This is a genomic window from Devosia sp. LjRoot3 (genome assembly GCF_964252865.1).
Lineage (GTDB): Bacteria > Pseudomonadota > Alphaproteobacteria > Rhizobiales > Devosiaceae > Devosia.
The window spans coordinates 1,382,838-1,409,146 of sequence record NZ_CAXUPK020000001.1; the positions used below are offsets into that span (position 1 = coordinate 1,382,838).

Here is a 26,309-nt window from a genome sequence, read left to right on the forward strand (position 1 = left end):
TCAGGACATTGAATTGACCCTCGTCGACACCCGCACCCCTGACAAGAAGCGCCTGATTTCCGGTTCGACCGGTGATTGGGAAGTGATCATCGGCATGGAAGTGCACGCGCAAGTCACGAGCGAGTCGAAGCTCTTTTCGGGCTCCTCGACGGCCTTCGGCAATCCGCCCAATGCCAATGTGAGCTTTGTGGACGCGGCCATGCCCGGCATGCTGCCAACGATCAACGAGGAATGCGTGCGCCAGGCTGTGCGCACCGGCCTCGGCTTGAAGGCCAAGATCAACAAGCGCTCGGTGTTCGACCGGAAGAACTATTTCTATCCGGATTTGCCGCAGGGCTACCAGATTTCCCAGTTCAAGGACCCGATCGTTGGCGAGGGCAAGGTTTTGCTCGACGTCGATGGCGAGCAGATCGAGATCGGTATCGAGCGCCTGCACCTCGAGCAGGACGCCGGCAAGTCGATTCACGACCAGCATCCGAACATGAGCTTTGTCGACCTCAACCGGTCCGGCGTGGCGCTGATGGAAATTGTGTCGAAGCCCGATCTGCGCTCGTCGGAAGAGGCCAAGGCGTATCTAGGCAAGCTGCGCACCATTCTGCGCTATCTCGGCACCTGCGACGGCAATATGGAGCAGGGCTCCATGCGCGCCGACGTGAACGTGTCGGTGCGTCGCCCGGGCGGCGAGTTCGGCACGCGCTGCGAAATCAAGAACGTCAACTCGATCCGTTTCGCCGGTCAGGCCATTGAGTATGAAGCGCGTCGCCAGATCGATATTCTGGAAGACGGCGGCTCGATCGATCAGGAAACGCGGCTGTTCGATCCCAAGCTGGGTGAAACGCGCTCGATGCGTTCCAAGGAAGAAGCGCATGACTATCGCTACTTCCCCGATCCCGATCTGCTGCCGCTCGAATTCGATGATGCTTTTGTCGCGGAGCTTGGCAAGCACCTGCCGGAATTGCCGGACGAGAAGCAGGCACGTTTCATCGCTGACTATGGCGTGACGGCCTATGACGCGATGGTGCTGACGCTCGATCGCGAAACGGCGGACTATTTTGAAGCCTGCGTCGCCTTTGGTGGCAGCAAGCGCGACGGCAAGGCCGTGGCCAATATCCTCAATGCTGACGTCGCGGCCTATGCCAATAGCCAGGGTCTCGCCGTGTGGGAAACGCACTTGCAGCCGGCCCAGATTGCCGGGCTCGTTGATCTCATCGCCGGCGGTACGATTTCGTCCAAGGGCGGCAAGGACGTGCTGCAGATTCTTATCGCTGAAGAGCCCGAAGGCAACCCGGCCGAGGTCGTTGAGCGTCGCGGCCTCAAGCAGGTGACCGATCTCGGCGCGATCGAGAAGATCGTCGACGAAATCATTGCGGCCAACCCGGATCAGGTGGCCAAGGTTCTGGCCAAGCCGACCATGATCGGCTGGTTCGTCGGCCAGGCCATGAAGGCTTCGGGCGGCAAGGCCAATCCGCAGGCTCTGAACGATCTCATGAAGAAGAAGCTCGGCATCGAATAAACCATTCTGGAGGGGGCATGGCGAAAGGCTATTGGGTGGTTCGGGTCGATGTGACCGATCCCGAACAGTTCAAGATCTACCAGGCTTTCGTCGGCCCCTTTCTAGCCGCCCATGATGGGCGTTTTCTGGTCCGCGGCGGTCGCCACACCATTCCCGAGGGCACGGCGCGGCAGCGCACCGTTGTCGTGGAATTTCCAACCTACGAGGCCGCGCTAAAGGCCTATGATTCCGCCGAATACCAGGGCGGGATTGCTATGCGCGAAAATGCGTCCGTAGTCGATTTCGTGGTCGTGGAAGGCTACGAAGGCTAATTTTCACAGTGATATCGCGGCCCGGCTCCGGCGCCTAAACCTATGCCTCGCTCATCCGCGGTTCGTACCCCGGATCGGACGGAAAATCGGGCGTGGTGGGATTTTCGATCGGCTGGTCCGGCGGCGGAAATTCCTCCGGCCCCGGCGGATAGGGATTGATTGGCTGCGGGTTCGACGGTTCGGGCTGCGGTATGATTTCAGGGGTCGGGCGCGGATCGATATCGGGTCTCGGTTCGGGCATGGCACACCTCCTTGAAGCCAACGTGAGGCCTCAAGGAGAGTTCCGCGTCAACTCGCAGACTTGACCTGCCTCGGTCGCCAGCGCTGCACCAGCCGGCCGTCCATGAAGATCAGGCCGATGAAGATCACGACGATGCCGGCGACATGCACAGGCTCGAAGCGTTCGTGGAGGATCAGCACGCCCAGAAGGATCGCCGAGATTGGCGTGATATAGGTGTTGAGCGAGAGATTGGTGGGGCCCACGCGCGGTAGCAGCCAATAGACCAGCAGGAAGCTGAAGCTGGTCGAGAACGTTGCGATGGCAAAGAGCGCGCCCCAGGTTTCGAGACGAGTAATGATCGGCAGGCCCGAAAAGATCAGCGCGATTGGCAGCGAGACCAGCGCGGCGCCGGTCAGCGAGCAGGTGGCGACGACGGCGGGCTCGATGGCTTTGAAGCGCCGGGCATAGTTGAGCGTCACCGCGTAGCAGACGGTGGCAAGAAGTGCGGCCAGGAGCCCGATGACCTGGGCCGAGGCGCCGGCGCCGAGCGAGGGCAGGGCGAGGATCACTGCCCCGAGGAAGCCGATCACCACACCGACGACCTTGTTCCAGGTCGCCTTTTCGCCGCCCGGCCAAAGCTGCGAGACGATCACCGTGCTCATCGGGGTCAGGCCATTGATGACGCCCACGATGCTGCTGGCGACGGTGTGCTCGGCAAAGGGGAAGAGCGAGAAGGGGATGGAGTAGTTGAGAATGCCCAGGAAAAGCAGCTGGCCATAAATCTTGCCGTCTCTAGGCAATGTCTTGCGGGTGGCGAAGAAATAGACCCAGCAAATGGCAGCGCCGATGCTGACGCGACCGGCCGAGACCCAGAGCGGGCTGATTTCGCGAATAAGAACCGCATTGAACAGGAACGAACTGCCCCAGACCGCGCCCAGCAGAATGATCAGCAACCAATAGCGTAGTGGCACAGGTGTTCTCCCTTTGTGCTGACGGTAGCGGGCAAAAGGAGTCGCGTCGAACCGATTTTGACGATGGGGGTCATCAATTGCGGTGATGCGGTCGGTCTGCCTGCGGAGACTGAACGTCTTTCTGCTGACAGTCCATGTCAGCGACGTCTGTTGCCTTCGGCGGAGGCGGTTGAGCGAGGGACGCAAGCATGGTGGCACACCTAAGATATTCGGGGCTCGATGCCGATATGCAGCGGCAGGTCCTCGTCGACATTATTGCGGATGATCCGGTGTTGATGCGGTTCCTGAGGGGCATGGCGGACCTTGGTCTTCCCGATCCGCTGCTGGGCTCGGGGGCGATCTACAACACGGTCTGGAATGTCCTCACCGGTCGCGAGCGGTACGCGGGAATCAAGGACGCTGACATCGTCTATTTCGACCCGAGCGACCGAAGCTATGAGGCGGAAGACAGAGTCATTCGCCGAACGCAGGCCCACTTCGCGGACAGCCCAATTCCGGTTGAAGTGCGGAACCAGGCGCGGGTGCACCTCTGGTTTCCCGAAAAGTTTGGGCTGGTCTATCCCGAGCTCACGCGAAGTGCGGACATGCTGCTCTATTTTGCCACCAGGACTCACGCGGTCGCAGCACGGATCGAGAATGGAGAGATCGTCATCTTCGCGCCCTTTGGGCTGGATGATCTGTTCTCGTTTCGGCTGACGCCCAATCCTGCTCTGCACAATCGTGCCACGCACGAAAGCAAGGCGGCACGGGCCATGGTGCTTTGGCCGGAACTGCAGTTCGAACCCTGGCCGGATTAGTCAGCTCGGTGCTTGACGGCAAACCTACTAGAAGGTAGGTAGCTTGCATGACCGAGCTTTCCAGTACTGCCGAAGAAATCCTCCGCCGCACGCGTCCGCTCATTCTCTTGGGCGGATATGACGGATTCAGCTATGCGGATATTTCCACCATCGTCGGCATCCGCAAGGCCAGTATTCACCACCACTTTCCGACCAAGGCACAGCTGGTGCGCATTCTGGTGGAGCGGTATCGGCGGGAGGCCATTGAAGGGCTTCAGAAAATGGACGAGGTCATTGCCGACCCGGCGGAAAAGCTGCGGGCCTATACGGGCTATTGGCAGTCCTGCATCACCTCGGGCTCGGAGCCTTTCTGCGTTTGCGCCTTGTTGGCCAGTCAGATGCCGGCTTTGCCTGATGAGGTTGCTGCCGAGGTGCGGGTGCACTTTCGGGCGCTGGCCACGTGGCTGACCTCAGTGTTTCGGGATGGTTTGGAACAGGGAAGCCTGCACATGGCCCATGATCCCGAGATAGAGGCGGAGGTCTTTGTTGCCACGGTGCACGGGGCCATGCTGTCCAGCCGGGCTCATGGCGATCCCGCCGTTTTTGAAATGATCGTCCGCCCCCTTGTGGAGCGCTTCGTTAGATAAGGGCAGGGGTGAGCATGCCGACCTTCGGCAATTAAGCCTACCAACTAGTAGATATATGTTGGGCGCATTGTGCGTCCTCTTCAATGTGAAGGACTAAAAATGTTCGGTATTTCTCCCATCGGCTGGTTTCACACGCTCGGCAGTCTGCCGGCGCTCGTCGTGGCTGCCTATATGCTGGCGCGGCATGGCCGCATCGTGCCGCGTTCCGTACCGGGCGCGATCTACTTTGCTTCAATGGTTTTGGGCGGCGCCACGGCATTTCTGGTGGCAAAGCAGCCGGTGAGCTATGCCATTGGTGGCCTGACGCTGCTTTTGATCGCCGTGGGCTATGGCGTGCATCGCGTGACCTTCTTGGGGCGCCTGCGGCGGTATATCGAAACCGTCAGTCTCAGCTTCAGCGTCTTGTTGCTGCTGGTACCGACGGTGACGGAAACGCTCACGCGCGTGCCTGATGGGGCGCCGCTGGCGTCGAGCGTTACCTCGCCCATCGTGCTGGGATCTCACGCGGCGCTGTTGCTGGCCTTCATCGTCGGGCTGATCGTGCAGATCATCGTGCTGCGGCGCGAAGGCCGCATGCCGGCTTACCGCTAGAGCGAAACTTCGCCGCGGGCGAGCATTGCTAGCGCCTGCGGATAGATCTTGTGCTCTTCGACGAGCACCCGGGCGGTCAGCGTCTCGGGCGTATCGCCCGGGAGGACCGGGACGCGGGCCTGGAGGATCGCGGGGCCTTCGTCGAGGCCGGGCGTGACGAAATGGACCGTGCAGCCATGCTCGGCGTCGCCAGCGGCGAGGACGCGGGCGTGGGTGTCGAGGCCCTTGTAGAGGGGCAGGAGGGAGGGGTGGATGTTGACCATCCGCCCCTGCCAGCGCAGCACGAAATCTTCGCCCAGGATGCGCATGAAGCCGGCGAGGCAGACATAGTCGACCTCCCAGCTCTCAAGAATCTGGGTCATCGTGTCCTCGAACATTTCCCGGCTTGGGAACTTGCTCTGGGCCAGTGAGGCCGTGGCAATGCCGTTTTCCTGGGCCGTCAGCAGACCCGGAGCGGCGGCCCTGTTCGAGAGCACGCCGACGATCTCGGCCGGATAGTCCGGGGACTTCGTGGCCTCGATCAGCGCGGACATGTTGGAGCCGCGGCCGGAAATGAGGACGCCGACCTTTTTTCGGCTCACAGGGCGAGCTTTCCGCGGAAGGTGACGGGCTCGCCGGTGCGCGGCGTCAACTGGCCGACAATGGCAGCGGTTTCGCCCGAGGCGGTGAGGTTTGCGACGAGCTTTTCGGCATCTTCCGGGGTGACGGCAACGAGCATGCCGACGCCGCAATTGAAGGTGCGCAGCATTTCGCGCTCGCTCATGCCGCCGACTTTTGCCAGCCAGCCGAAGACGGCGGGCACGGTGACGGCGTCGAGATCGACGTCGGCCGCGAGATCATCGGGCAGGACGCGCGGAATATTGTCGATGAAACCGCCGCCGGTAATGTGGGCCAGGGCCTTGATGCCGATGCCGGCCTTGAGGGCGGCGAGCAGCGGTTTTACGTAGATGCGGGTCGGCTCGAGGAGCGCTTCGGCGAGGGTCTTGCCAGCTTCGAAGGGCGCGTCGGCGGTCCAGGCTAGGCCGGAGAGATCGACGATTTTTCGCACGAGCGAATAGCCGTTCGAATGAACGCCGGAGGAGGCGATGGCGACGAGCGTGTCGCCGGCGGCAATATCCTTGCGCGGCAGGAGCGCGTTGCGTTCGGCAGCGCCGACCGCGAAGCCGGCGAGATCATAGTCGTTGCCGTGATACATGCCCGGCATTTCGGCGGTTTCCCCGCCGATCAGGGCGCAGCCGGCGAGGCGGCAGCCATGGGCGATACCTTCGACAATGGCCGTGCCTTGGGCGACATCGAGCTTACCGGTGGCGAAATAATCGAGGAAGAACAGCGGCTCGGCGCCCTGCACCACGAGGTCGTTGACGCACATGGCGACAAGGTCCTGTCCAATGGTGTCGTGCTTGCCGGTATCGATGGCGATCTTCAGTTTCGTGCCGACGCCATCATTGGCGGCGACGAGAACCGGATCGACAAAACCAGCCGCCTTGAGATCGAAAAGACCACCGAAACCGCCGATTTCGCCATCGGCGCCGGGGCGGCGAGTGGAGCGTACGGCGGGCTTGATCGCCTCGACCAGAGCATTGCCAGCATCGATATCGACACCCGCCTGCTTGTATGACAGGCCGTTTGATGGCAGGTTTTGCGCGTCGGACATGAGCCTAAAGCCATTGCTGGGGATATCGGGAACGCTTTGGCTACCGAGACCCGGTCTGGTTGAACTTAACGGTGCTGGCCGCTAGAGCTTTTCGTGCGATCCTCGAATCGCGTGATGCTCCAGGTCTTTGTTTTTGCGGCGGTTTCAAAAGCGGAAAGTGATAGATGCTTTCCGCTGAATTCGCCTGAAGGCCTGATAGCTTCTTGGATAGTCAGACGCAAGGGCCGCCCGGCACCATGAACCTTAGAAATCAAGTGCTGATCTGGATCGGCTTCCTCGTCTTCCTGATCCTGGCTCTCTGGATATTCCGCGGAATTCTCCTGCCCTTCGTGGTCGGCGCGGCGCTAGCGTATCTGCTCAATCCGCTCGTAAACCAGCTTCAGAAGTGGCATTTCAACCGCAGCTGGGCCACGGCGGTCGTGCTGCTCTGCGTGGTTGCCATTATCGCTGGCATCTTCGTCATGATCGTTCCGATGGTGGCGCAGCAGATCGTGGGGCTGGTGCAGCGCCTTCCGGGCTATGCGGCCGATCTTGAAGCCATGGTGCGGAAATGGGCGCCGGAACTCAACGAGTGGCTTGGGCCGGAGCGCGCGGCGCAGGTGGAGCGCACGGTTTCGGACATGCTGGGGCAGATCGTCGGATTTGCCGGCGTCGTCACATCTGAAATTCTGGCCTCCGGCATGACGCTGATCAGCGTGATCGGCTTCGCCATTTTCACGCCCGTCGTCGCCTTCTACCTGCTGCTCGACTGGGACAGCATGGTGCGCGGCGTGCATGACCTGCTGCCGCGGCGGCATCGGGCGGAGATTCTCGGCATCCTGCGCGATATCGACAGCTCGATGGCCGGCGTGATCCGCGGGCAGGGCGGTGTGCTGGTGATCGACGCCGTGTTCTATGCGGGTGCGCTTTCCCTCGTTGGCCTTAACTATGGCCTCGCCGTCGGGCTCATTGCCGGGCTTTTGAGCTTCATTCCCTATGTCGGGTTCGGCGTTGGCTTTGCGCTGTCCATGGGTATCGCCACCGTGCAGTTCTGGCCGAACTGGTGGATGATTGCCCTGGTCTTCGGCATTTTCATGGGCTGGCAGTTTGTCGAGGGCAACGTGCTCTATCCCAAGCTCGTGGGCAGTTCGATCAACATCAACCCGGTCTGGCTGATGTTTGCACTGTTGGCTTTTGGCGCGCTATTCGGCTTTGTCGGGCTGTTGCTGGCCGTGCCGCTGGCGGCGATTGGCGGGGTGCTCGTGCGCTACGGCATTCGCAAGTATAAGGGTAGCAGCCTCTATCTCGGATCAACCCATGGTGGCCAGGGTGGTAACCCCACTGCGTAACGACAGGCTGCGGCAATTGCCGCTCGAGTTCGAGCATACGCCATCCCATGCCGCAGACGATTTTCTGGTGGGGGAAGGCAATGCCTTGGCCCATGGACGCATCGGCGCCTGGCCGCATTGGCCCGATGCCGTGACGCTGCTGATCGGCCCGCCGGCTTCGGGGAAATCGCATCTGGCGCGGATTTTTGCCGATCGCAGCCATGCACCCATGGTGACGCCCGAGACGATCGCTGCCATTGCCGAAGCCGATGGGCGCGGGCCGTTGGTTGTCGAGGACGTGGATCGGCTGGGTTATGATGAGCCGAGCCTGTTTCACCTGCTCAACCAGGCCATGCGCGGCAACCGGACGCTGCTGCTGACGGCGCGCGAAGATATCGCCAAGTGGCCTCTGGCAACGGACGACGTGCGGTCGCGCGTGCGTCGCGCTCCGGCCTTCCGGCTTGAGGTTAGCGACGACATAGAACTGTCACACATGTTCGCCAAACTTTTCGGCGATCGTCAGATCAAGGTCGACCCGAAAATCATCCACTATCTTGTGGCGCGCATGGAGCGCAGCCCCGAGGAAGTGGCCGTTTTAGTCGACCGCATGGACAGGCTGGCCCTAGCAAGGGGCACGGCCATTACCCGAACGATTGCAGCAGAGGCCCTGGCGCTCCGGGAGGCGGAGCGCGACGGTGGCAGCCAACAGGACTGGGACCCTTTAAGCGATGAATGACATGAGCGAGATCACCGAGGCAGAAGGCGCTGGGCCGGACGTCGAGGCGTTGCGAACCAGCCCGGCGCGGTTCGTCAACCGCGAGGTGAGCTGGCTGCAGTTCAATATGCGCGTGCTGGAAGAAGCCGGCAACGAGGCGCATCCGCTGCTGGAGCGCCTGCGCTTCGTGTCGATCTCGGCCAACAATCTCGACGAATTCTACATGGTGCGCGTGGCGGGTCTGAAGGGTCAGATCCGGGCGGGCCTGACGAAGCAGAGCGCTGACGGGCTGACACCGGCCGAACAGCTCGAGGAAATCGCGACGCTGGCGCAGCACTTGCAGCGTGATCAGCAGGATCATTGGGAAACGCTGCGCGAAGAGCTGTTTGCGCAGAACGTCGTCATCCACGAATCCAACGATCTCAGCGAAGAGCAGGTGGCTTACCTGCAAAAGCTTTTCCGCGAAGAAATCTTCCCGGTTCTTACGCCGATTGCGGTCGATCCGGCGCATCCGTTCCCGTTCATTCCCAATCTCGGTCTGGCGCTGGCGTTTGAACTGAAGCGTCCTGACAGCGATCAGCCGCTGACGGCGCTGGTTCGCATTCCGGGCAATCTCGATCGCTTCATCAACCTGCCTAACGAACTGGTTTCGGAAGGGCGCAGCGAAGTCGTGACCATCGACACGCTGGTCAAGCTCTTCTTTCACAAGATGTTTCCGGGCCATGAGGTCGTGGGATCGGGTGCTTTCCGCATCATCCGCGACAGCGAAATCGAAATCGACGACGAAGCGGCAGACCTCGTCGTGGAGTTCGAAAGCGCCCTGCGCCAGCGTCGCCGCGGCCAGGTGATCCGGCTTGAAATCGAACGCTCGATGCCGCGTGCGCTGCAGCGCCAGATCGGCGAACAGCTGGGCATCAAGGATGCCGATGTGTTCGAAGTTCACGGCTTCCTCGGGCTCGCCGACGCGCGCAAGGTTTGCGATGTGGATCGGCCCGACCTGAAATTCACGCCCTATATCGCTCGCTTCCCCGAGCGGATCCGCGACTATAACGGCGACAATTTTGCCGCGATCCGGGCCAAGGATATTCTGGTCCACCATCCGTTCGAGAGCTTTGACGTCGTTGCGCAATTCCTGATGCAGGCGGCGCGCGATCCGGACGTTGTGGCGATCAAGCAGACGCTCTATCGCACCTCGTCGGATAGTCCGATCGTCAAGGCGCTGGTGATGGCGGCCGAGGCGGGCAAGTCGGTGACGTGCCTGGTCGAACTCAAGGCGCGCTTCGACGAAGAAGCCAATATCCGCTGGGCGCGCGATCTCGAACGCGCTGGTGCGCAGGTGGTTTTCGGCTTCATCGAGTTGAAGACCCACGCCAAGCTGAGCCAGGTGGTGCGGCGCGAGAAGGGCAAGCTCGTCAGTTATTGCCATATCGGCACGGGCAATTATCACCCGATCACGGCCAAGATTTATACCGATCTCAGCTATTTCACGATCGATCCCGCGATCACCCGCGACGTGGCGCGCGTCTTCAACTTCATCACCGGCTATGCGCGGCCGACCGAACTCGAAACCATCGCGGTTTCGCCGGTCAACCTGCGCGAGACGCTGGTCAACAATATCGCCCGGGAGATCGAGTTCGCGCGCTCGGGCCAGCCGGCATCGATCCTGCTCAAGATGAATTCGCTTGTCGATCCGCAGGTGATCGACGCGCTTTATGACGCGAGCCAGGCTGGGGTGAAGGTCGACCTCATCGTCCGTGGCATCTGCTGCCTGCGGCCGGGCATTCCGGGTTTCTCGGATAATATCCGGGTCAAATCGGTGGTCGGACGGTTCCTCGAACACAGCCGCATCTATTGCTTCGGCAATGGCGAATCCATGCCGTCGGCGCGGGCGCTGGTCTATATTTCCTCTGCGGATTTGATGGGTCGGAACCTTGATGGTCGCGTCGAGGTGATGGTGCCGATTCTCAACAGAACCGTGCACAAGCAGATTCTTGACAGAACGCTAGTTGCCTATTTGAAGGACAATCAGCAAAGTTGGGAAGTCTTGCCAGATGGCAGTTCCCATCGCTTGCGCGTTGCCGAAGGGGCGGAACCTTTCAATGCGCATGACTATTTCATGACCAATCCGTCGCTGTCTGGACGCGGCAGCGCCGGGATTGGAGACGACGAGGGCTGAGTTTGACACAATTCTGGGGCGTAGACGCCGATCCTACGGCCCAGGGCCGTCTCAAGGGCGCCCAGCCGGTTGCCGTCCTTGATATCGGGTCGAACTCCGTTCGCCTTGTCGTTTATGAGCGCCACGCGCGCTCCCTGACGCCGCTCTACAACGAAAAATCGGCCTGCGCGCTCGGCCGGGGCATTGCCCAGAGCGGGCGGCTGGCCGACGCCAATGTCGAAAAGGCACTCGACGCCATCAAGCGCTTTGCGCTGGTGGCGCGGATGATGCGTGTCGGCAAGGTCCATGTGCTCGCCACCTCGGCCGTGCGCGATGCGGCCAATCGGCAGGAATTCGTCTCGGCCGTGGAAGCGATCATGGAAACGCCCGTTCGGGTGCTTTCGGGCGAGGAAGAGGCCCATTTCGCTGCGCTCGGTGTAGTCGCCGGCATTCCGGGATTTGCCGGTGTGGTCGGTGACCTAGGCGGCGGCAGCCTCGAATTGTCTGTGATCACCAATGGTCGCGACGCCGACGGACAATCGCACGAGCTGGGTGTCATTCGGCTGCAGGACGATGCCGACGGGTCGCCTAAAAAGGCTGCGGCCCTGGTCCGGGAAAAGCTCAAGAAGTCGCTGCTCGCGGGCATCGAGCCGGGCGGGCGGTTTGCGGCCATTGGGGGCACCTGGCGATCCCTCGCGAAACTGCATTTGGAATTGCGCGACTACCCGCTCCACATGGTGCAGGACTATGTGGTACCGGCGGCCGAAATGATTGCGGTCTGCGAAGACATCATCGCGGCCGAGTCGCTCAAGAGCTATCCGGGCTCAAACAGCGCCAGCAATTCGCGCCGCGAACTCGTGCCGTTCGGCGCCGCCGTGCTGGCCGAGGTGCTGCGCGCAGGCAAGTTTGATAGCGTCGTATTCTCGGCATTGGGCGTGCGCGAAGGCTATCTGCATGGGTTGCTTTCGGAGGCCGAACAGGCGGTCGACCCACTGATTCAGGGCGCCGAGGAACTGTCGGTACTGCGCTCGCGCTCGCCGGCTCATGCTTCTGACCTTGTGGAATTTACCGCCCAGTATTTTGCGGCGACCGGCACTGTGGAAACGGCCGAGGAAAGCCGGTTGCGTCAGGTGGCATGCCTCCTGGCCGATATCGGCTGGCGCGCGCATCCGGACTATCGCGGGCCGCAAAGCGTCGATTCGGTGGCCTATGGCTCGCTGACCGGTGTCGACCATCCCGGCCGCGCCGTGCTCGCCCATGCCATTTCGGTGCGCTATGACGGGCTGAAGAGCAAATCGGCCAATACGCTGATCCCACTGGCTTCGCCGGAAATGATCAAGCGGGGAAGGCTGATTGGCACGCTGTTCCGTGTGGCCTATCCGATGACGGCCGCCATGCCGGGAATTCTGCCGCGCATCCGTTTCCGGCTCGATGGCGATGTGCTGGTGCTGCAACTGCCGACGGACTTTGCCTTCCTCAATGGCGAGCACCTGCGCAACCGGCTGAGCCAGTTCGCCAGCTTCGCCGAGCACGCGGACGCGCGAGTGGAAGTGGGCTGAGAGGCTACATCGTTTCACGCTTTGATTGGGCGCAACAATGACTTCCCATCCCACCGGATGTCATCCCGGCGAAGGCCGGGAGCCATCATGAGATCTGGGGATGGGCCCCGGCCTTCGCCGGGGTGACATCGAGTGTTGGGATGTCTCAATCGAAAGAAGAGACGCTATTGTGCGCCGGGTCATCAAAAAACTCGGATCAAATCGGCCTGAGTTTCTTTGACGAAACTGTCGTCCAAGCTTCGCTTCATGAAAATATTCGCGGGCAGGCCGGTGTCGTCCGTGACGATGTGGCCAATGCCGACGATCTTCAACATCGAGAATGACTGACCGTCGTTGACCTCGATCATGAGGTCTACATCGCTGTCGGGCCGGTGATCGCCGCGGGCTCTGGACCCGAACAGAGTCATATGCGTTACGCCGTCCCGCTCAAAACGGGGGCGCAATCGCCTCAGCCTCTGCAGCAATTCATCGCGGGCAATATTCTGCATGCCTTAAGTATAGGACGCTACCCGCACTTTGCTACCGTGGCTACTCAGCCGCTTCTGCCTGATTGACCGCGAACTCGATAACGCCCTTGCGAGTGGCCACGAGGCCGATGCGGCCGTGCTTTATGGCCAGGGCCTTTTCGCCGAAGAGTTTTCTGCGCCAGCCTTTGAGGGCCGGAACGTCGGCTTCGTCATCGAGCACGAGGGCATCGATGTCGTCGGAGGTTGCGAGGATGCGGGCGGCGACGCCGTGCTGTTCGGCCACGGACTTCAGAAGTACGCGAATGAGATCGCCTACGGCGCCCTTGGGCGAGGGGCCGCGGTAGCGCTCGGGCAGGGTGGGGAGGTCAGTCTTTTGTAGAGCCTCGACGCCCTTGAGGAGTTCGATGATTTCGGCGGCAGCGGAACTGCGGCCAAAGCCGCGGGGGACGGCGCGCAGTTTGTCGAAAGCATCGGGCGTCAGGGGGCGCTGCATGGCGAGGTCGAACAGCGCGTCATCCTTGAAGACGCGGCTGCGCGGCTGATCTGATGTCTGCGCTTTGCGCTCGCGCCATTCGGCCAAGACCTTGAGGGCGGCGAGATCGCGCGGGCGGTTGATCTTCATCTTGAGCCGTTCCCAGGCCTCTTCGGGCTGGACGACATAGGTATCGATGCTGCGCAGAACGGTGAGTTCGTCTTCAACCCAATCCCAGCGGCGAGTCTGTTCGACCTGCTTGCGCAGTTCGCGGTAGATGTCGCGCAGATAGGTGACGTCGGCGAGCGCATAAAGGCGCTGCTTTTCCGAGAGCGGGCGAGCCGACCAATCGGTAAAGCGCGAGGACTTGTCGAGCTCGACCTTGCAGATGGCGCGCACGAGGCTGTCATAGGACGCGCTATCTCCAAAGCCGCATACGCTGGCTGCGATCTGCGTGTCGAAAATATTGTGCGGCACGGCGCCGGTCAGTTTGACAAAGATTTCAATATCTTGCCGCGCGGCATGAAACACCTTGGTGACCGATGGATTGGCCAGAAGCGCAAAGAACGGCTTGAGATCAAGGTGATCGGCGAGGGGATCGATGAGAACGGCTTCGTCATCCGTCGCCACCTGAATGAGACAGAGACGCGGCCAATAGGTGGTTTCGCGCAGGAATTCGGTGTCCACCGTCACGAAATCAAACTGGGCTGCACGCTCGCAAAATGCCGAGAGCGCCTCTGTGGAAACAATCAGGTCCATATGAATACCGTCTCAAAATAGTCACTATCGTTCCTAGCAGGTGCTGAAGGATTGCTCCACCTCGGATTTCCGCCACGGACCGGGAAAGCCCGGGTGCTTGACAAGCGGGGTGCTCCATGCGCTTTTCCCGCCCGAGAATCCGGCCCTTTTTGCACTTTTTCGGAAAAGAAAATGACGACACATCGCTACCGTACCCACACCTGTGGCGCTCTCACGGCGAACGATGCCGGCAATAACGTGCGTCTGTCCGGCTGGGTTCATCGTATTCGCGACCATGGCGGCCTGCTGTTTATCGATCTCCGTGACAACTATGGCATTACCCAGTGCGTGATCGACCCTGATTCCGCGGCCTTTGCAGACGCCGAAAAGGTGCGTTCGGAATGGGTGTTGCGTATCGACGGTGAAGTGAAGCTGCGCGACGCTGCGGCTGTGAACACCAACATTGCCACCGGTGGCATCGAAATCTTCATTCGCGAAATCGAGGTTTTGTCGGTCGCCAAGGAGCTGCCGCTGCCGGTTTTCGGCGACGCCGAATATCCGGAAGATATTCGCCTGCGTTACCGCTTCCTCGATCTGCGTCGTGAGAAGCTGCACGCCAATATTTTGAAGCGCACCAAGGTCATCTCGGCCATGCGCGCCGGAATGGGTGATGCCGGTTTTACCGAATTTTCGACGCCGATTCTGACGGCCTCGTCGCCGGAAGGCGCGCGTGACTTCCTCGTGCCGAGCCGTATCCACCCCGGCAAGTTTTTTGCCCTGCCGCAGGCGCCGCAGCAGTATAAGCAGCTCCTCATGGTGGCCGGCTTCGACCGCTACTTCCAGGTGGCGCCGTGCTTCCGCGACGAAGACCCGCGCGCTGATCGCCTGCCTGGCGAATTCTACCAGCTCGACCTCGAAATGAGCTTTGTGACGCAGGAAGACGTGTGGAGCACCGTCGAGCCGGTGATCACCAACGTTTTCGAGAAGTTTGCCGACGGCAAGCGCGTTACCAAGAGCTGGCCGCGCATTCCCTATGACACGGCGATCCGCAAGTATGGCTCGGACAAGCCCGACCTGCGCAACCCGATCGAAATCGACGCCGTGACCCAGCACTTTGCCGGTTCGGGCTTCAAGGTTTTCGCCAACCAGATCGAAACCGACCCCAAGGTTGAAGTCTGGGCGATCCCGGCCAAGAACAAGGCTGGCGCCGAGCCGATCGGCCGCGCCTTCTGCGATCGAATGAACGCTTGGGCGCAGGGCGAAGGCCAGCCGGGCCTTGGCTATATCTTCTTCAAGGACGGTGCAGGCTCTGGCCCGATCGCCAAGAACATTGGCGAAGAGCGCACGGCAGCGATCAAGGCGCAGTTTGGCCTTGAGGACGGCGATGCCGTGTTCTTCGTCGCTGGTCGCCCGGAGAAGTTCTACAAGTTCGCCGGCGAAGCCCGCACCAAGGTTGGTACCGATCTCGGCGTGGTGGATACCGAGCAGTTCGCACTGTGCTGGATCGTCGACTTCCCGTTCTATGAATGGAGCGAGGAAGAAAAACGCATCGACTTCGCGCACAACCCGTTCTCGATGCCGCAGGGCGGTCTTGAGGCGCTGAACTCGGCTGAGCCGCTGTCGCTGAAGGCCTATCAGTATGACGCGGTTTGCAACGGCTACGAAATCGCCTCCGGGTCGATTCGTAACCAGGAGCCCGAGACCATGGTCAAGGCCTTCGAACTGACCGGCAAGTCGCGTCAGGAAGTCGAAGAGCAGTTTGGCGGCCTCTACCGTGCGTTCCAGTATGGCGCTCCGCCGCATGGTGGCGCGGCCTTCGGTATCGACCGTATCGTCATGCTGCTTTGCGGCGTGCAGAACCTGCGCGAAATCACGGCCTTCCCGATGAATCAGCAGGCCGAAGACCTTCTCATGGGCGCGCCAAGCCCGGCTTCGGCCAAGCAGATGCGCGAGTTGAGCATCCGCCTCAACGTGCAAAGCTGATTTCGGCGCACTAATTTTCTTTCAAAGGCAGGCCGCAAGGCCTGCCTTTTTCGTTTCCACGGGCGGTTAAAATCCTGGTTAACGGGTCTTTAAGATCGCAGCGTTAACAATGGGATAGAGCTGATAGAAGTGGATTGGTCGGTGAAGGCGAAGTTCTCGCACGTACTTATGTTGCTGGGCGCCTTGTTGGCCTTCGTTCCCATAGTCTCTGTCGACTACCTGCTCGACGCCTATGCAAGGAATAAGGAAGTCGCCGCGCTGCAGACGCGGATCGATGCCCTCAGCTCCGAAATCAATTACAACGCGGCCAATGCTGTTGCGGCGCTGCGACAGGTGGTTGCCGATAGTCCATCGTTCTGTACGCCGACCTTTAGCGGTTTTGCTCAGACGGCAATCGACAACAGCTTCAATGTGAAGCAGATCCTCGTCGAGAACATGGATGGGGTGCAGTATTGCGACGCCTTCGGTCGCAATGTCGCCTATTCGCCGCTCTCCGAGTCGCTGCCTGTGCCGGGCCTCACCGAAACGATCACCGTCGTCAAATTCGCCGAGATGATCATGCCCGCCCTCAAGGTTACGCAAACCCTGGGCGGCGTGCGGCGCATTTCGGCGTTTACCCCACTGATGGCGACGACGCAGGAAGCGCTCGCTGACAATCTGCCGGATGGCGCCATGCTGGACATCGCGCTGACCAGTGGCCTGCCGGTTCTCTCACTTGGTGCTTCAGTGGATTTCGATCGCCAGGCGGCGCGCGGGGACTATCTGGCGGTGCAGAGCTTTGCCGGCGAACTGCCGATCAAGGTTCGCTATCTGCTGCCCTTCGCCGAGGCGCGCGCGGGCTACGCCGATCTCGATGTGCTTTTCACCATTCTCGGGTGCTTGCTGAGTGCGGGGCTGCTGCTCCTAACGCTGCGCTATGCTCGCCGCTCACGGACGCCGTCTTTCGATCTTGAGCGCGCCATCGGCCGTAACGAAATCAAGCCCTATTACCAGCCGGTCATCAACCTGCGCACTGGCGGCCTTATGGGTTGCGAAGTGCTCTGCCGCTGGGAAAAGCCGAGTGGCGAAGTGGTGCCGCCGGGCGTCTTTATCGACTATGCAGAAGCGTCGGGGATGGCCATTCCGATGACGCTCTCGCTGATGCAGCAGGTGCGCTACGACCTGAGCGATCTCTCGCAGAAAATCCCGGGCCTGAAGATTTCGATCAATCTCTTCGAGGGCCACTTCCGCGATGTCGGTATCGTGGACGACGTGCAGGCGATTTTCGGCAATTCGCCGATCTCCTACGATCAGCTTGTGTTTGAAATCACCGAGCGTCGTCCGCTGGAAAACTCGCTGGCCGTCAATAGCGTCATCTCTGGCCTCCACGCGCTCGGTTCGCGTATTGCCATGGACGATGCGGGCACGGGGCACTCGAACCTTGCTTACATCGCGACGCTCGGCGTCGACGTGATCAAGATCGACCGCATCTTTGTCGACATGATCAAGCCGGGCACGACTCAAGTGCCGGTGCTCGACGGTCTCATCGCCATGTCCAAGGATCTCGATTGCGAAATCGTGGCCGAAGGCGTCGAAACTGAAGCGCAGGCTATCTACCTGCGGTCGCGTGGCGTCGTCCAGGCGCAGGGCTACATCTTCGCGCCGGCCCTCAAGGTGGGTGCATTCAAGGAACTCGCGCTGGCACTCGCTACGAGCCCGGCCCGCTATTCCGATACGCAGGATACGTCTGAAATCGTTACTGACGCGGCTTGATCGCGCCTTCTACGAATTGCCTATGGCGACGGCCTCGATTCTTGGCTTCACGAGGTCGCAACGCCCCTTTCCTTCGGCGCTGATTGGTGGCAGGTACGACGCCATCTAAGCTGTGCCGGAGGAAAGCGTGTCGACTGATCCTAATGAACAACGCAAGGTTTTGCGCGACGCTGCTCTCCACTTCCATGAGTTCCCCAAGCCCGGCAAGCTGGAAATCCAGCCGATCAAGCCGCTTGGCAACCAGCGCGACCTCGCGCTCGCCTATTCGCCTGGCGTTGCGGCGCCCTGCGAAGAGATCGCCCAGACCCCGGAGGCCGTGGCCCGTTACACTTCGCGTCAAAATCTCGTCGCGGTGATTTCGAATGGCACGGCAGTGCTGGGTCTTGGCAATATCGGCGCGCTGGCCAGTAAGCCGGTGATGGAAGGCAAGGCGGTTCTGTTTAAGAAGTTCGCCGGCATTGACGTCTTCGATCTTGAGATCGACGAGATCGAGCCGAAGAAGTTCATCGATGCCGTGGCGCCGCTCTGGCCGACCTTTGGCGGCATCAATCTCGAAGATATCCGCGCGCCTGACTGCTTCGAGATCGAAGAGACGCTGCGCGAGCGCATGCCGATCCCGGTATTTCATGACGACCAGCACGGTACGGCGATCATCGTCGGTGCCGCTGTGCTCAATGGGCTCGAACTGACCGGCAAGAAGATCGACGAGGTGAAGATCTGCACCTCGGGGGCAGGGGCTGCGGCCATTGCCTGCCTCAACGTGCTGGTGGCGCTGGGCGCCAAGCACGAAAATATCTGGGTCGCCGACAAGGACGGCCTCGTCACCCACAAGCGCAACGACGTCAATGACAAGTGGCGCGGCCAGTTCCGCCGCCAGAGCGATGCGACGACGCTGGCTGAAGTGATCGACGGCGCTGACGTGTTTCTGGGCCTGTCCGCTGCCGGCGCGCTGAAGCCGGAAATGCTGCAGAAGATGGCGCCCAAGCCGCTGATCTTGGCGCTGGCCAATCCCAATCCGGAAATCATGCCGGAAGTGGCCAAGGCAACGCGGCCTGACGCCATGGTCTGCACCGGGCGCTCGGACTATCCCAACCAGGTCAACAACGTCCTTTGCTTCCCCTTCATCTTCCGCGGTGCGCTCGACGTGCATGCGACGACCATCAACGAAGAAATGAAGCTGGCGGCGGTTCGCGCCATTGCCAAGCTGGCGCATGAGCCGGGCCTTGAAGTCTCGCCTTCGGGCGCGCCGGCCGTGTTTGGGCCGGACCACATCATTCCCAACCCGTTCGACCAGCGTCTTATCCTGCGCATCGCGCCGGCCGTGGCGCGGGCGGCGATGGAATCGGGCGTGGCCAAGCGCCCGATTGCCGATTGGGACGCCTATCAGGACCAGCTCAACCGCTTCGTGTTCCGCTCGGGCCTCGTGATGAAGCCGATCATCGATCGGGCACAGGGCAAGAGCAAGCGCATCGCCTTTGCCGATGGCGAAGACGAGCGCGTGCTGCGCGCCACCCAGGTGCTGCTCGAAGAGCGGATTGCCCGCCCGATCCTGATCGGCCGTCCGGCCGTCATCGAGGCGCGTATCGAGCGCTTTGGTCTTGGCATTCAGCCCGGTCGCGATTTCGAGGTCATCAACCCTGAAGACGATCCGCGCTACCGCGACTATGTCAGCTTGTTCCACTCGCTGGTGGGGCGCAACGGCGTGACGCCGGACACTGCACGCACCATCGTGCGCACCAATACGACGGTGATCGGGGCGCTGGCGGTGAAGCGCGGCGAGGCCGATGCGCTGATCTGTGGTCTCCAGGGCCGCTACATCAAGCATGTCCGCGATATCCGCTCGATCATCGGGCTCCAGGACGGCGTGAGCGACGTTTCGGCGCTCTCTATGCTGATCATGCCGCGCGGTGCCTTCTTCCTCGCCGACACCTATGTGAACCAGAATCCTTCCGCCGACGAGCTGGTCAGCATTTCGCTGCAGGCAAGGGATCACCTCAAGCGCTTCAACATCGAGGCGCGCATGGCGCTCTTGAGCTATTCGAACTTCGGTTCGCGCGATGGCGACAGCGCCTTCAAGATGCGCGAGGTCTATGAGAAGCTTAAAGTCGCCGCACCGGACCTCATTGTCGAAGGTGAAATGCAGGGTGACCTTGCGCTCAATTCTGAGCTGCGCGAGCGTTATGTGCCTGAGACCGCACTGAAGGGCGAAGCCAACCTCTTGATCTTCCCCGATCTCGATGCGGCCAACCTTTCGATGACGCTGCTCAAGGAAATGAACAACGCCCTGGCTGTCGGGCCGATCCTGATGGGTACGCGGGCGCCGGCGCATATTCTGGCGCCGTCGGTGACCAGCCGCGGCATCGTCAACATGGCGGCCATTGCCGCCAATGAAGCCATCGGAGCCGAGTGATGATCCGTCACACTGTCGTTTTCTCGCTCAAGCATGCGGCCGGCTCGGAAGCCGAAGCGGCCTTTCTGCGCGATGCTCTGGTGCTGGAAGGCATTCCGGGCGTGCAAAAATTCGAGCGATTGAAGCAGGTGAGCCCCAAGGCTGACTTTGCCTATGGCTTCTCGATGGAGTTCGCCGATCAGGCCGCCTATGACGGCTACAATGTGCATCGGGACCACGTCGCGTTCGTGCGGGACCGTTGGGTGCCGGAAGTCGAAAGATTTCAGGAGATCGACTACGTTGCGCTCTGAGGCTGCGTAGGCTAAGACCGCCGCATAATCCTTACCGCCAAAAGCCGAGGAAGTTCCATGAACCAGATTGCTGTGTTCAGTGGTAGTGCTCACCCCGACCTGGCTAAGGAGATATGCGCCGATCTCGGCGTGCCGCTGCTCCCGACGCGGGTCAAACGCTTCTCCAACGACTGTATCGAAGTGCAATTGCAGGCCAATTGCCGTGAACAGGATGTGTTCCTGGTCCAGACGCTCAGCGCGCCGGTTCAGGAGCACCTGATGGAGCTGCTGCTGATGCTCGACGCGGCACGCGGGGCTTCGGCGGCGCGGATTACAGCGGTCATTCCGCACTATTCCTATGCACGCTCCGACAAGAAGGACGCCCCGCGCATTTCCATCGGCGGTCGTCTGGTTGCCGATCTGCTCAAGACCGCCGGCGCCGATCGCGTGCTGACCATGACGCTGCATTCGCCGCAGGTGCATGGTTTCTTCAGCGTGCCGGTTGATCACCTGCACGCATTGCACGAGCTGGCATCGCATTTCCGCCGGTTTGATCTCAGCAATGCGGTCGTCGTCTCGCCTGATCTTGGCAATGCCAAGACCGCAGCCGCCTTTGCTCGCAGCCTTGGCACTCCAGTGGCGGCGGGCGCCAAGGAGCGAATTACCGATACGCAGGTGCGCATCTCAGCCATCATTGGCGAGGTGCGGGGCAAGGACGTCATCATTCTTGACGACGAAATCGCCAGCGGCGGGTCGATCCTTGAATTGCTGAAGCACCTTCGCGCCAATGGCGCACGCTCGGTGCGGGTTGCCTGTACGCATGGCATTTTTGGTAGCGACGCGGTTGCGCGTCTGGCCGCTGAACCTGATGTGATCGAAATCGTCTGCACCAATACGCTGCCCAACGCGGCACGGCAGGCCCATGGCAAGCTGACGGTGCTGTCGGTGGCGCCGGCGTTGGCCGAGGCCATGCGGCGCATCAATAATGGGGAATCGGTCAGCGCGCTTTTCGAGGAAGGCGTGGCCCCCGAACGGGTCGCGGCGGAATAGCTAAACCGGGTATTAATGCCTTGTACGGCATAGTGAAGGTCCATAGACCGGTCCGTACATGCCCACCAGACTCAAACGCCCACCATTCTGGCGTCCCTTGGCCCTAGCCGTGACACTCCTGGCTTTTCAGGGCTATCTCGGCTATTCGGCCATCAGCGGTCAGTTCGGCATCGAAGGTCGCGACGAAATTCACGCCGATATTCAGGTGCTCAAGGACCGTTCGTCGGCCCTGCAGGCCGAAATCGACAGTTTTCGTCACCGCAATTCGCTGATGAATCCGCGCCATCTCGATCCTGATATCGTGACGGAGCGGGCCAGGGCGCTGCTCAACATGGCCAATGCGGATGACATTCTGATCATGGTCGATCCGGCGACGGGTAAACCGATTTCCGGTAAATTCCAAGAATTAATCGATGATCAGTTAATCAAGATTATCGAAGCGGATTCAACGCTCTAGCACCCATTCCAACACGCTCCTGGAGCAATATTATCCGCGGAGCGCTTGCGCTATAGTGCGAGAAGTGGCCTGATCGGGCCAAGCGGCAAATTCCATTTCTACACCGGGAGCCCCCTATGGCGCGCAAGGCGACGGCCACCAAGGCCAAGACGCAGCCCAATGCCCCTCAGTTCACCAACGAACAGGATCTCGAAGCCTTCCGTGAAATGCTGCTGATCCGGCGTTTCGAGGAAAAGGCCGGCCAGATGTATGGCATGGGTCTGATTGGCGGCTTCTGCCACCTCTATATCGGCCAGGAAGCTGTCGTTACCGGCATCACTATGGCCTCGGAAAAGGGCAAGGATGCCCAGATTACCGGCTACCGCGACCACGGCCACATGCTGGTCATGGGGCTCGACCCCAAGGGTGTGATGGCCGAGCTGACCGGCCGCCAGGGCGGCCTGTCGAAAGGCAAGGGCGGCTCGATGCACATGTTCTCCAACGAGCACCGCTTCTACGGCGGCAACGGCATCGTCGGTGCGCAGGTTTCGCTCGGTACAGGTCTGGCCTTCGCCTCGAAGTACAAGGGCGACGGCTCGGTGAGCCTTGCCTATTTCGGCGACGGCGCGGCCAACCAGGGCCAGGTCTACGAAAGCTTCAACATGGCCAAGCTCTGGAAGCTGCCTGTTGTCTTCGTGATCGAAAACAACAAATACGCCATGGGCACCTCGATCGAGCGCGCCGCCGCAACCACCGATTTCTCCATGCGCGGCGCTTCGTTCGACATTCCGGGCGAGCAGGTCGACGGCATGGACGTCCGCATGGTCTATGATGCCGCCAAGCGCGCCATCGAGCATGCCCGTTCGGGGCAGGGGCCGTATATCCTCGAAATGCTGACCTACCGCTATCGCGGCCACTCCATGTCCGACCCGGCGAAATATCGCTCCAAGGACGAAGTGACCAAGTATCGTCAGGAACGTGATCCCATCGAACAGGTCCGGGCGCGTCTGCTCGAAACTGGTGTGATCACCGAAGACGATCTCAAGAAAATCGAGACCGACATTCGTGCCATCGTCACGGAAGCGGCGGATTTTGCCACCAATGATCCGGAGCCCGATGCTTCGGAGCTGTGGACCGATATCACGATCGAGGCCTGATCTCACGATGAGCATCCTGCTCGGCGTCATCATGCTGTTTGCACTGCTCTCCGCCGTTCTGGCGGCGGGGCAGGCGATCGCCATCAGCCGTCTGGCCGCAGCGAGCGGCCCGAGTTGGCGCGAATGGCTTTTCGGCTGGTGGCGCTTTGAACGCGTCGCCGGCTGGGCTGGTCTCAGCGGCGAAGTGCAGGCTGCCATCTACAAGCGCGCTGTCATTGCCTGCCTGGTCTTCGTGATCCTTGGCCTCATCCTTAGTGGCTGGGCGGTCAACCAGCGCCAGTCCGCGGCGCCCGTTGCTGCTTCTGCCCCTATAAACGATTGGCGCGTGCTGCCCGCCGCGCAATTTGCCGAACAATTCGAACTTCGCCGCGTGGCCCCCATGCCCGGCACTACCATTCTGGAGAGCTGATATGCCCCAAATCCTCATGCCCGCCCTGTCGCCAACGATGGAAGAGGGCAAGCTCTCCAAGTGGCTGGTCAAGGTCGGTGATACCGTCAAGTCCGGCGATGTGCTTGCCGAAATCGAAACCGACAAGGCGACGATGGAAGTCGAATCTGTCGATGAGGGCGTCGTTCGCGAAATCCTCGTGGCCGAAGGCACCGAAGGCGTGAAGGTGAACACCCCGATCGCGCTGGTTCTGGCCGAAGGCGAAAGCGCTGGCGCTGCTCCAGCTGCGGCCCCTGCCGCTGCGGAAGAGCCCGCGCCGAGCATGGTGCAGGCCGAAGCTCCGGCTGCGGCTCCCGCCGCTGCTGTTCCGGCCGCCCCGAAGTTCGAAGCCCAGGCCGATCCGGATCTGCCGGAAGGCGTCGAAATGGTAGAACTGACGGTTCGCCAGGCGCTCAACGAAGCCATGGCCGAAGAAATGCGCGCCAACCCGGACGTTTTCGTCATGGGTGAAGAAGTCGCGGAGTATCAGGGCGCCTATAAGGTGACCCAGGGCCTGCTGCAGGAATTCGGTCCGCAGCGCGTCATCGACACCCCGATCACCGAGCACGGTTTTGCCGGTCTCGCCGTTGGTGCGGCTTTTGCCGGTTTGAAGCCGATCGTCGAATTCATGACCTGGAACTTTGCCATGCAGGCAATCGACCAGATCATCAACTCGGCTGCCAAGCAGCTCTACATGTCCGGTGGCCAGGTGACGGCGCCGATGGTGTTCCGTGGCCCGAACGGCGTTGCCTCGCGCGTTGCCGCCCAGCACAGCCAGGACTATTCGGCATGGTACAGCCATGTCCCGGGCCTGACCGTCATCGCGCCCTATAGCGCAGCTGACGCCAAGGGCCTACTCAAGGCAGCAATCCGTTCGCCCAACCCGGTCGTCTTCCTCGAAAACGAAATTTTGTACGGTTCGACCGGCCTTGTGCCGAAGGTCGATGACTATGTCCTGCCGATCGGCAAGGCCCGCATCGCCCGCAAGGGTGCCGATGTCACCATCGTCTCCTTCTCCATGGGCATGCGCTACGCGACCCAGGCGACGGAAAAGCTGGTTGCGGCCGGCGTCGACGTTGAACTGATCGATCTGCGCACGCTGCGCCCGATGGACAGCGACACGGTCATCGAGTCGGTCAAGAAGACCGGTCGCCTCGTGACGGTGGAAGAAGGCTGGCCGCAGGGCGGTATCGGCGCTGAACTTGCTGCCCGCGTCATGGAACAGGCTTTCGATTATCTCGATGCGCCCGTGCTGCGCGTGACCGGCAAGGACGTTCCGATGCCCTATGCCGCGAACCTCGAAAAGCTGGCACTGCCCAATGTTGACGAAGTGATCGCGGCTGTGAACGCCGTGACCTATCGCTCGTAAGGAGACCCGGTATGCCTATCGATATCACCATGCCGGCGCTCTCTCCCACGATGGAAGAGGGCAAGCTCGCCAAATGGCACGTCAAGGAAGGCGACTCTGTCTCCTCCGGTGACGTGATCGCCGAAATCGAAACCGACAAGGCCACGATGGAAGTCGAGGCCGTGGATGAGGGCAAGATCGGCAAAATTCTCGTGGCCGAAGGCACCGAGAACGTGAAGGTCAATGCCGTCATCGCCGTGCTTCTGCAGGAAGGCGAAGACGCCAGCGCCGTCTCCGCTGCCGCGCCGAAGGCGGAAGCGCCCAAGGCTGCACCGGCTCCGGAAGCCCCGAAGGCTGTTGCTCCTGCACCGGCCGCTCCCAATGCCAATACCGGTTCCAGCGCTCCGGCTGCGGCCAAGGCTCCCGCGAAGTCGGAAGGCGGCCGTGTGTTTGCGTCGCCATTGGCAAAGCGTCTCGCCAAGGACGCCGGCATTGACCTGTCCAGCATTGCCGGTTCGGGTCCGAAGGGCCGCGTCGTCAAGTCGGACGTGGAAGCTGCCAAGTCGGGCAAGGGCGTCAGCAAGCCTGCTGCCGGTGCTCCGGCTGCCGCCGCTGCGCCTGCGACCGGCATGAGCAAGAACCAGGTCATGGCGCTCTATGAGGAAGGCTCGTACGAAGTCGTCCCGAATGACGGCATGCGCAAGGTCGTGGCTGCACGCCTGACCGAAAGCAAGCAGACCGTTCCGCACTTCTACCTGACGCTTGATTGCAAGATCGACGCGCTCATGGCTGCCCGCGAGCAGATCAATGCCGCCGCGCCCAAGGGCAAGGACGGCAAGCCGGGCTACAAGCTCTCGGTCAATGACTTTGTCATGAAGGCCTGGGCCGTTGCTCTGCAGCGCGTGCCGGCCGCTAATGCGACCTGGGCCGGGGACTCGATCCTCTACCACAAGCGTTCGGACGTGGCCGTTGCTGTGTCCGTGCCGGGTGGTCTCTTTACCCCGGTGGTGAAGTCGGCTGATACGAAAACCCTTCGCGAAATCTCGGAAGAGGTGAAGGATCTGGCGACCCGCGCAAAGTCGAAGAAGCTGGCGCCGCATGAATACCAGGGCGGTTCGTCCTCGGTGTCCAATCTGGGCATGTTTGGCATCAAGCACTTTGCCGCTGTGATCAACCCGCCGCATGGCACGATCCTCGCGGTCGGCGCCGGTGAAGAGCGCGTTTATCCCGAGAATGGTCAGATCAAGATCGGCCAGTTCATGACCGTCACCCTGTCCTGCGATCACCGCGCCGTCGACGGTGCGCTCGGTGCGGAACTGCTCGGTGTGTTCAAGGGCCTGATCGAAAATCCGGTGATGATGCTGGCCTAGGGGCAGGGCGC

25 protein-coding genes are annotated in these 26,309 nt (G+C 61.2%); 19 read left to right on the plus strand and 6 right to left on the minus strand.

Features of this window, described 5'->3' with window-relative positions; genetic code table 11:
- Window positions 1-13: 13 nt before the first annotated feature.
- On the plus strand, window positions 14-1,513 hold the full coding sequence (gene gatB / locus ACSQ2A_RS06745) for an Asp-tRNA(Asn)/Glu-tRNA(Gln) amidotransferase subunit GatB (RefSeq protein WP_436071563.1): 1,500 nt from the start codon (window positions 14-16) through the stop codon (window positions 1,511-1,513).
- Window positions 1,514-1,530: 17 nt separating this feature from the next.
- Window positions 1,531-1,824, plus strand: coding sequence for a DUF1330 domain-containing protein (locus tag ACSQ2A_RS06750; RefSeq protein WP_436071564.1), 294 nt, complete (start codon window positions 1,531-1,533; stop codon window positions 1,822-1,824).
- Between the two features lie 40 nt (window positions 1,825-1,864).
- On the opposite strand, the gene ACSQ2A_RS06755 is transcribed toward ACSQ2A_RS06750, so the two are convergent.
- Window positions 1,865-2,065 (minus strand): hypothetical protein, encoded by a 201-nt coding sequence (locus ACSQ2A_RS06755; protein ID WP_436071565.1) that lies wholly within the window; start codon window positions 2,063-2,065, stop codon window positions 1,865-1,867.
- Window positions 2,066-2,112: 47 nt separating this feature from the next.
- Window positions 2,113-3,015 carry a DMT family transporter gene (locus tag ACSQ2A_RS06760; RefSeq protein ID WP_295411967.1) on the minus strand — a complete coding sequence of 301 codons (903 nt, stop codon included), beginning with the start codon at window positions 3,013-3,015 and terminating at the stop codon, window positions 2,113-2,115.
- 188 nt (window positions 3,016-3,203) lie between these two features.
- Here ACSQ2A_RS06760 and ACSQ2A_RS06765 point away from each other — a divergent pair, with 188 nt between their 5' ends.
- The 3 genes from ACSQ2A_RS06765 (at window position 3,204) to ACSQ2A_RS06775 (ending at window position 5,029) form a co-directional block, all read left to right on the plus strand.
- On the plus strand, window positions 3,204-3,812 hold the full coding sequence (locus ACSQ2A_RS06765) for a nucleotidyltransferase family protein (RefSeq protein ID WP_436071566.1): 609 nt from the start codon (window positions 3,204-3,206) through the stop codon (window positions 3,810-3,812).
- 47 nt (window positions 3,813-3,859) lie between these two features.
- Window positions 3,860-4,438: a TetR/AcrR family transcriptional regulator gene (locus ACSQ2A_RS06770; RefSeq protein ID WP_436071567.1), complete on the plus strand. Its 579-nt coding sequence runs from the start codon at window positions 3,860-3,862 to the stop codon at window positions 4,436-4,438.
- Between the two features lie 99 nt (window positions 4,439-4,537).
- Window positions 4,538-5,029, plus strand: a complete 492-nt coding sequence (locus ACSQ2A_RS06775; protein ID WP_436071568.1) for a hypothetical protein — start codon at window positions 4,538-4,540, stop codon at window positions 5,027-5,029.
- Here the strand turns inward: ACSQ2A_RS06775 and purN are convergent.
- Window positions 5,026-5,610, minus strand: a complete 585-nt coding sequence (gene purN / locus ACSQ2A_RS06780) for a phosphoribosylglycinamide formyltransferase (protein WP_436071569.1) — start codon at window positions 5,608-5,610, stop codon at window positions 5,026-5,028. The genes ACSQ2A_RS06775 and purN overlap by 4 nt on opposite strands.
- Window positions 5,607-6,683 carry a phosphoribosylformylglycinamidine cyclo-ligase gene (purM, locus tag ACSQ2A_RS06785; protein ID WP_436071570.1) on the minus strand — a complete coding sequence of 359 codons (1,077 nt, stop codon included), beginning with the start codon at window positions 6,681-6,683 and terminating at the stop codon, window positions 5,607-5,609. The genes purN and purM overlap by 4 nt, the downstream gene beginning before the upstream one ends.
- 236 nt (window positions 6,684-6,919) lie before the next feature.
- Between purM and ACSQ2A_RS06790 the strand changes: the two genes are divergently transcribed.
- The 4 genes from ACSQ2A_RS06790 to ACSQ2A_RS06805 are packed head-to-tail and all read left to right on the plus strand — an operon-like array spanning window position 6,920 to window position 12,419.
- Window positions 6,920-8,011: an AI-2E family transporter gene (locus ACSQ2A_RS06790; protein WP_295411956.1), complete on the plus strand. Its 1,092-nt coding sequence runs from the start codon at window positions 6,920-6,922 to the stop codon at window positions 8,009-8,011.
- Window positions 7,980-8,726 (plus strand): hypothetical protein, encoded by a 747-nt coding sequence (locus ACSQ2A_RS06795; protein WP_436071571.1) that lies wholly within the window; start codon window positions 7,980-7,982, stop codon window positions 8,724-8,726. Before ACSQ2A_RS06790 ends, ACSQ2A_RS06795 begins: the two co-directional genes overlap by 32 nt.
- Window positions 8,719-10,881 (plus strand): RNA degradosome polyphosphate kinase, encoded by a 2,163-nt coding sequence (locus tag ACSQ2A_RS06800; RefSeq protein WP_295411954.1) that lies wholly within the window; start codon window positions 8,719-8,721, stop codon window positions 10,879-10,881. The genes ACSQ2A_RS06795 and ACSQ2A_RS06800 overlap by 8 nt, the downstream gene beginning before the upstream one ends.
- Before the next feature lie 2 nt (window positions 10,882-10,883).
- A complete protein-coding gene (locus ACSQ2A_RS06805; protein ID WP_436071572.1) occupies window positions 10,884-12,419 on the plus strand; it encodes a Ppx/GppA phosphatase family protein in 1,536 nt (511 codons plus the stop codon).
- A 182-nt stretch (window positions 12,420-12,601) separates the two neighbouring features.
- Here the strand turns inward: ACSQ2A_RS06805 and ACSQ2A_RS06810 are convergent, their stop codons facing one another.
- Together ACSQ2A_RS06810 and rnd are read right to left on the minus strand one after the other, a co-directional pair.
- Complete coding sequence (locus ACSQ2A_RS06810; RefSeq protein WP_436071573.1) at window positions 12,602-12,907, minus strand: nucleotidyltransferase family protein; 306 nt, start codon at window positions 12,905-12,907, stop codon at window positions 12,602-12,604.
- A gap of 40 nt (window positions 12,908-12,947) precedes the next feature.
- Complete coding sequence (rnd, locus tag ACSQ2A_RS06815) at window positions 12,948-14,117, minus strand: ribonuclease D (protein WP_295411950.1); 1,170 nt, start codon at window positions 14,115-14,117, stop codon at window positions 12,948-12,950.
- A gap of 171 nt (window positions 14,118-14,288) precedes the next feature.
- Between rnd and aspS the strand changes: the two genes are divergently transcribed.
- The 10 genes from aspS to ACSQ2A_RS06865 all read left to right on the plus strand — a co-directional run bounded on the left by aspS (window position 14,289) and on the right by ACSQ2A_RS06865 (window position 26,298).
- The gene (gene aspS, locus ACSQ2A_RS06820; RefSeq protein WP_295411948.1) at window positions 14,289-16,079 is read left to right on the plus strand and encodes an aspartate--tRNA ligase; all 1,791 of its coding nucleotides are present in this window, start codon (window positions 14,289-14,291) and stop codon (window positions 16,077-16,079) included.
- A 141-nt stretch (window positions 16,080-16,220) separates the two neighbouring features.
- Entirely contained in the window at window positions 16,221-17,831 is a 1,611-nt protein-coding gene (locus tag ACSQ2A_RS06825) for an EAL domain-containing protein (RefSeq protein WP_436071574.1), read from the plus strand.
- Window positions 17,832-17,958: 127 nt separating this feature from the next.
- A complete protein-coding gene (locus tag ACSQ2A_RS06830) occupies window positions 17,959-20,241 on the plus strand; it encodes an NADP-dependent malic enzyme (protein ID WP_436071575.1) in 2,283 nt (760 codons plus the stop codon).
- Window positions 20,241-20,531: a Dabb family protein gene (locus tag ACSQ2A_RS06835; protein ID WP_436071576.1), complete on the plus strand. Its 291-nt coding sequence runs from the start codon at window positions 20,241-20,243 to the stop codon at window positions 20,529-20,531. Before ACSQ2A_RS06830 ends, ACSQ2A_RS06835 begins: the two co-directional genes overlap by 1 nt.
- Before the next feature lie 57 nt (window positions 20,532-20,588).
- Window positions 20,589-21,560 carry a ribose-phosphate diphosphokinase gene (locus ACSQ2A_RS06840; RefSeq protein WP_436071577.1) on the plus strand — a complete coding sequence of 324 codons (972 nt, stop codon included), beginning with the start codon at window positions 20,589-20,591 and terminating at the stop codon, window positions 21,558-21,560.
- 109 nt (window positions 21,561-21,669) lie between these two features.
- Window positions 21,670-22,017: an FtsB family cell division protein gene (locus tag ACSQ2A_RS06845; RefSeq protein WP_353921413.1), complete on the plus strand. Its 348-nt coding sequence runs from the start codon at window positions 21,670-21,672 to the stop codon at window positions 22,015-22,017.
- A 116-nt stretch (window positions 22,018-22,133) separates the two neighbouring features.
- Window positions 22,134-23,153 (plus strand): pyruvate dehydrogenase (acetyl-transferring) E1 component subunit alpha, encoded by a 1,020-nt coding sequence (pdhA, locus tag ACSQ2A_RS06850; RefSeq protein WP_436071578.1) that lies wholly within the window; start codon window positions 22,134-22,136, stop codon window positions 23,151-23,153.
- 7 nt (window positions 23,154-23,160) lie between these two features.
- On the plus strand, window positions 23,161-23,562 hold the full coding sequence (locus ACSQ2A_RS06855) for a hypothetical protein (protein ID WP_436071579.1): 402 nt from the start codon (window positions 23,161-23,163) through the stop codon (window positions 23,560-23,562).
- 1 nt (window position 23,563) lies between these two features.
- A complete protein-coding gene (locus ACSQ2A_RS06860) occupies window positions 23,564-24,949 on the plus strand; it encodes a pyruvate dehydrogenase complex E1 component subunit beta (protein ID WP_295411934.1) in 1,386 nt (461 codons plus the stop codon).
- Between the two features lie 11 nt (window positions 24,950-24,960).
- A complete protein-coding gene (locus ACSQ2A_RS06865; protein ID WP_436071580.1) occupies window positions 24,961-26,298 on the plus strand; it encodes a pyruvate dehydrogenase complex dihydrolipoamide acetyltransferase in 1,338 nt (445 codons plus the stop codon).
- Window positions 26,299-26,309: the final 11 nt, after the last annotated feature.

Excerpts from the sequence above, each read along its gene's own strand:
- ACSQ2A_RS06790 (WP_295411956.1), top strand. The coding sequence starts at position 6,920 with ATGAACCTTAGAAATCAAGTGCTGATCTGGATCGGCTTCCTCGTCTTC.
- ACSQ2A_RS06810 (WP_436071573.1), bottom strand. The coding sequence starts at position 12,907 with ATGCAGAATATTGCCCGCGATGAATTGCTGCAGAGGCTGAGGCGATTG.
- ACSQ2A_RS06800 (WP_295411954.1), top strand. The coding sequence starts at position 8,719 with ATGAATGACATGAGCGAGATCACCGAGGCAGAAGGCGCTGGGCCGGAC.
- purM (WP_436071570.1), bottom strand. The coding sequence starts at position 6,683 with ATGTCCGACGCGCAAAACCTGCCATCAAACGGCCTGTCATACAAGCAG.
- ACSQ2A_RS06765 (WP_436071566.1), top strand. The coding sequence starts at position 3,204 with ATGGTGGCACACCTAAGATATTCGGGGCTCGATGCCGATATGCAGCGG.
- ACSQ2A_RS06865 (WP_436071580.1), top strand. The coding sequence starts at position 24,961 with ATGCCTATCGATATCACCATGCCGGCGCTCTCTCCCACGATGGAAGAG.
- pdhA (WP_436071578.1), top strand. The coding sequence starts at position 22,134 with ATGGCGCGCAAGGCGACGGCCACCAAGGCCAAGACGCAGCCCAATGCC.
- ACSQ2A_RS06755 (WP_436071565.1), bottom strand. The coding sequence starts at position 2,065 with ATGCCCGAACCGAGACCCGATATCGATCCGCGCCCGACCCCTGAAATC.
- ACSQ2A_RS06835 (WP_436071576.1), top strand. The coding sequence starts at position 20,241 with ATGATCCGTCACACTGTCGTTTTCTCGCTCAAGCATGCGGCCGGCTCG.
- aspS (WP_295411948.1), top strand. The coding sequence starts at position 14,289 with ATGACGACACATCGCTACCGTACCCACACCTGTGGCGCTCTCACGGCG.
- ACSQ2A_RS06840 (WP_436071577.1), top strand. The coding sequence starts at position 20,589 with ATGAACCAGATTGCTGTGTTCAGTGGTAGTGCTCACCCCGACCTGGCT.
- rnd (WP_295411950.1), bottom strand. The coding sequence starts at position 14,117 with ATGGACCTGATTGTTTCCACAGAGGCGCTCTCGGCATTTTGCGAGCGT.
- ACSQ2A_RS06860 (WP_295411934.1), top strand. The coding sequence starts at position 23,564 with ATGCCCCAAATCCTCATGCCCGCCCTGTCGCCAACGATGGAAGAGGGC.
- ACSQ2A_RS06770 (WP_436071567.1), top strand. The coding sequence starts at position 3,860 with ATGACCGAGCTTTCCAGTACTGCCGAAGAAATCCTCCGCCGCACGCGT.
- ACSQ2A_RS06855 (WP_436071579.1), top strand. The coding sequence starts at position 23,161 with ATGAGCATCCTGCTCGGCGTCATCATGCTGTTTGCACTGCTCTCCGCC.
- ACSQ2A_RS06795 (WP_436071571.1), top strand. The coding sequence starts at position 7,980 with ATGGTGGCCAGGGTGGTAACCCCACTGCGTAACGACAGGCTGCGGCAA.
- ACSQ2A_RS06750 (WP_436071564.1), top strand. The coding sequence starts at position 1,531 with ATGGCGAAAGGCTATTGGGTGGTTCGGGTCGATGTGACCGATCCCGAA.
- ACSQ2A_RS06775 (WP_436071568.1), top strand. The coding sequence starts at position 4,538 with ATGTTCGGTATTTCTCCCATCGGCTGGTTTCACACGCTCGGCAGTCTG.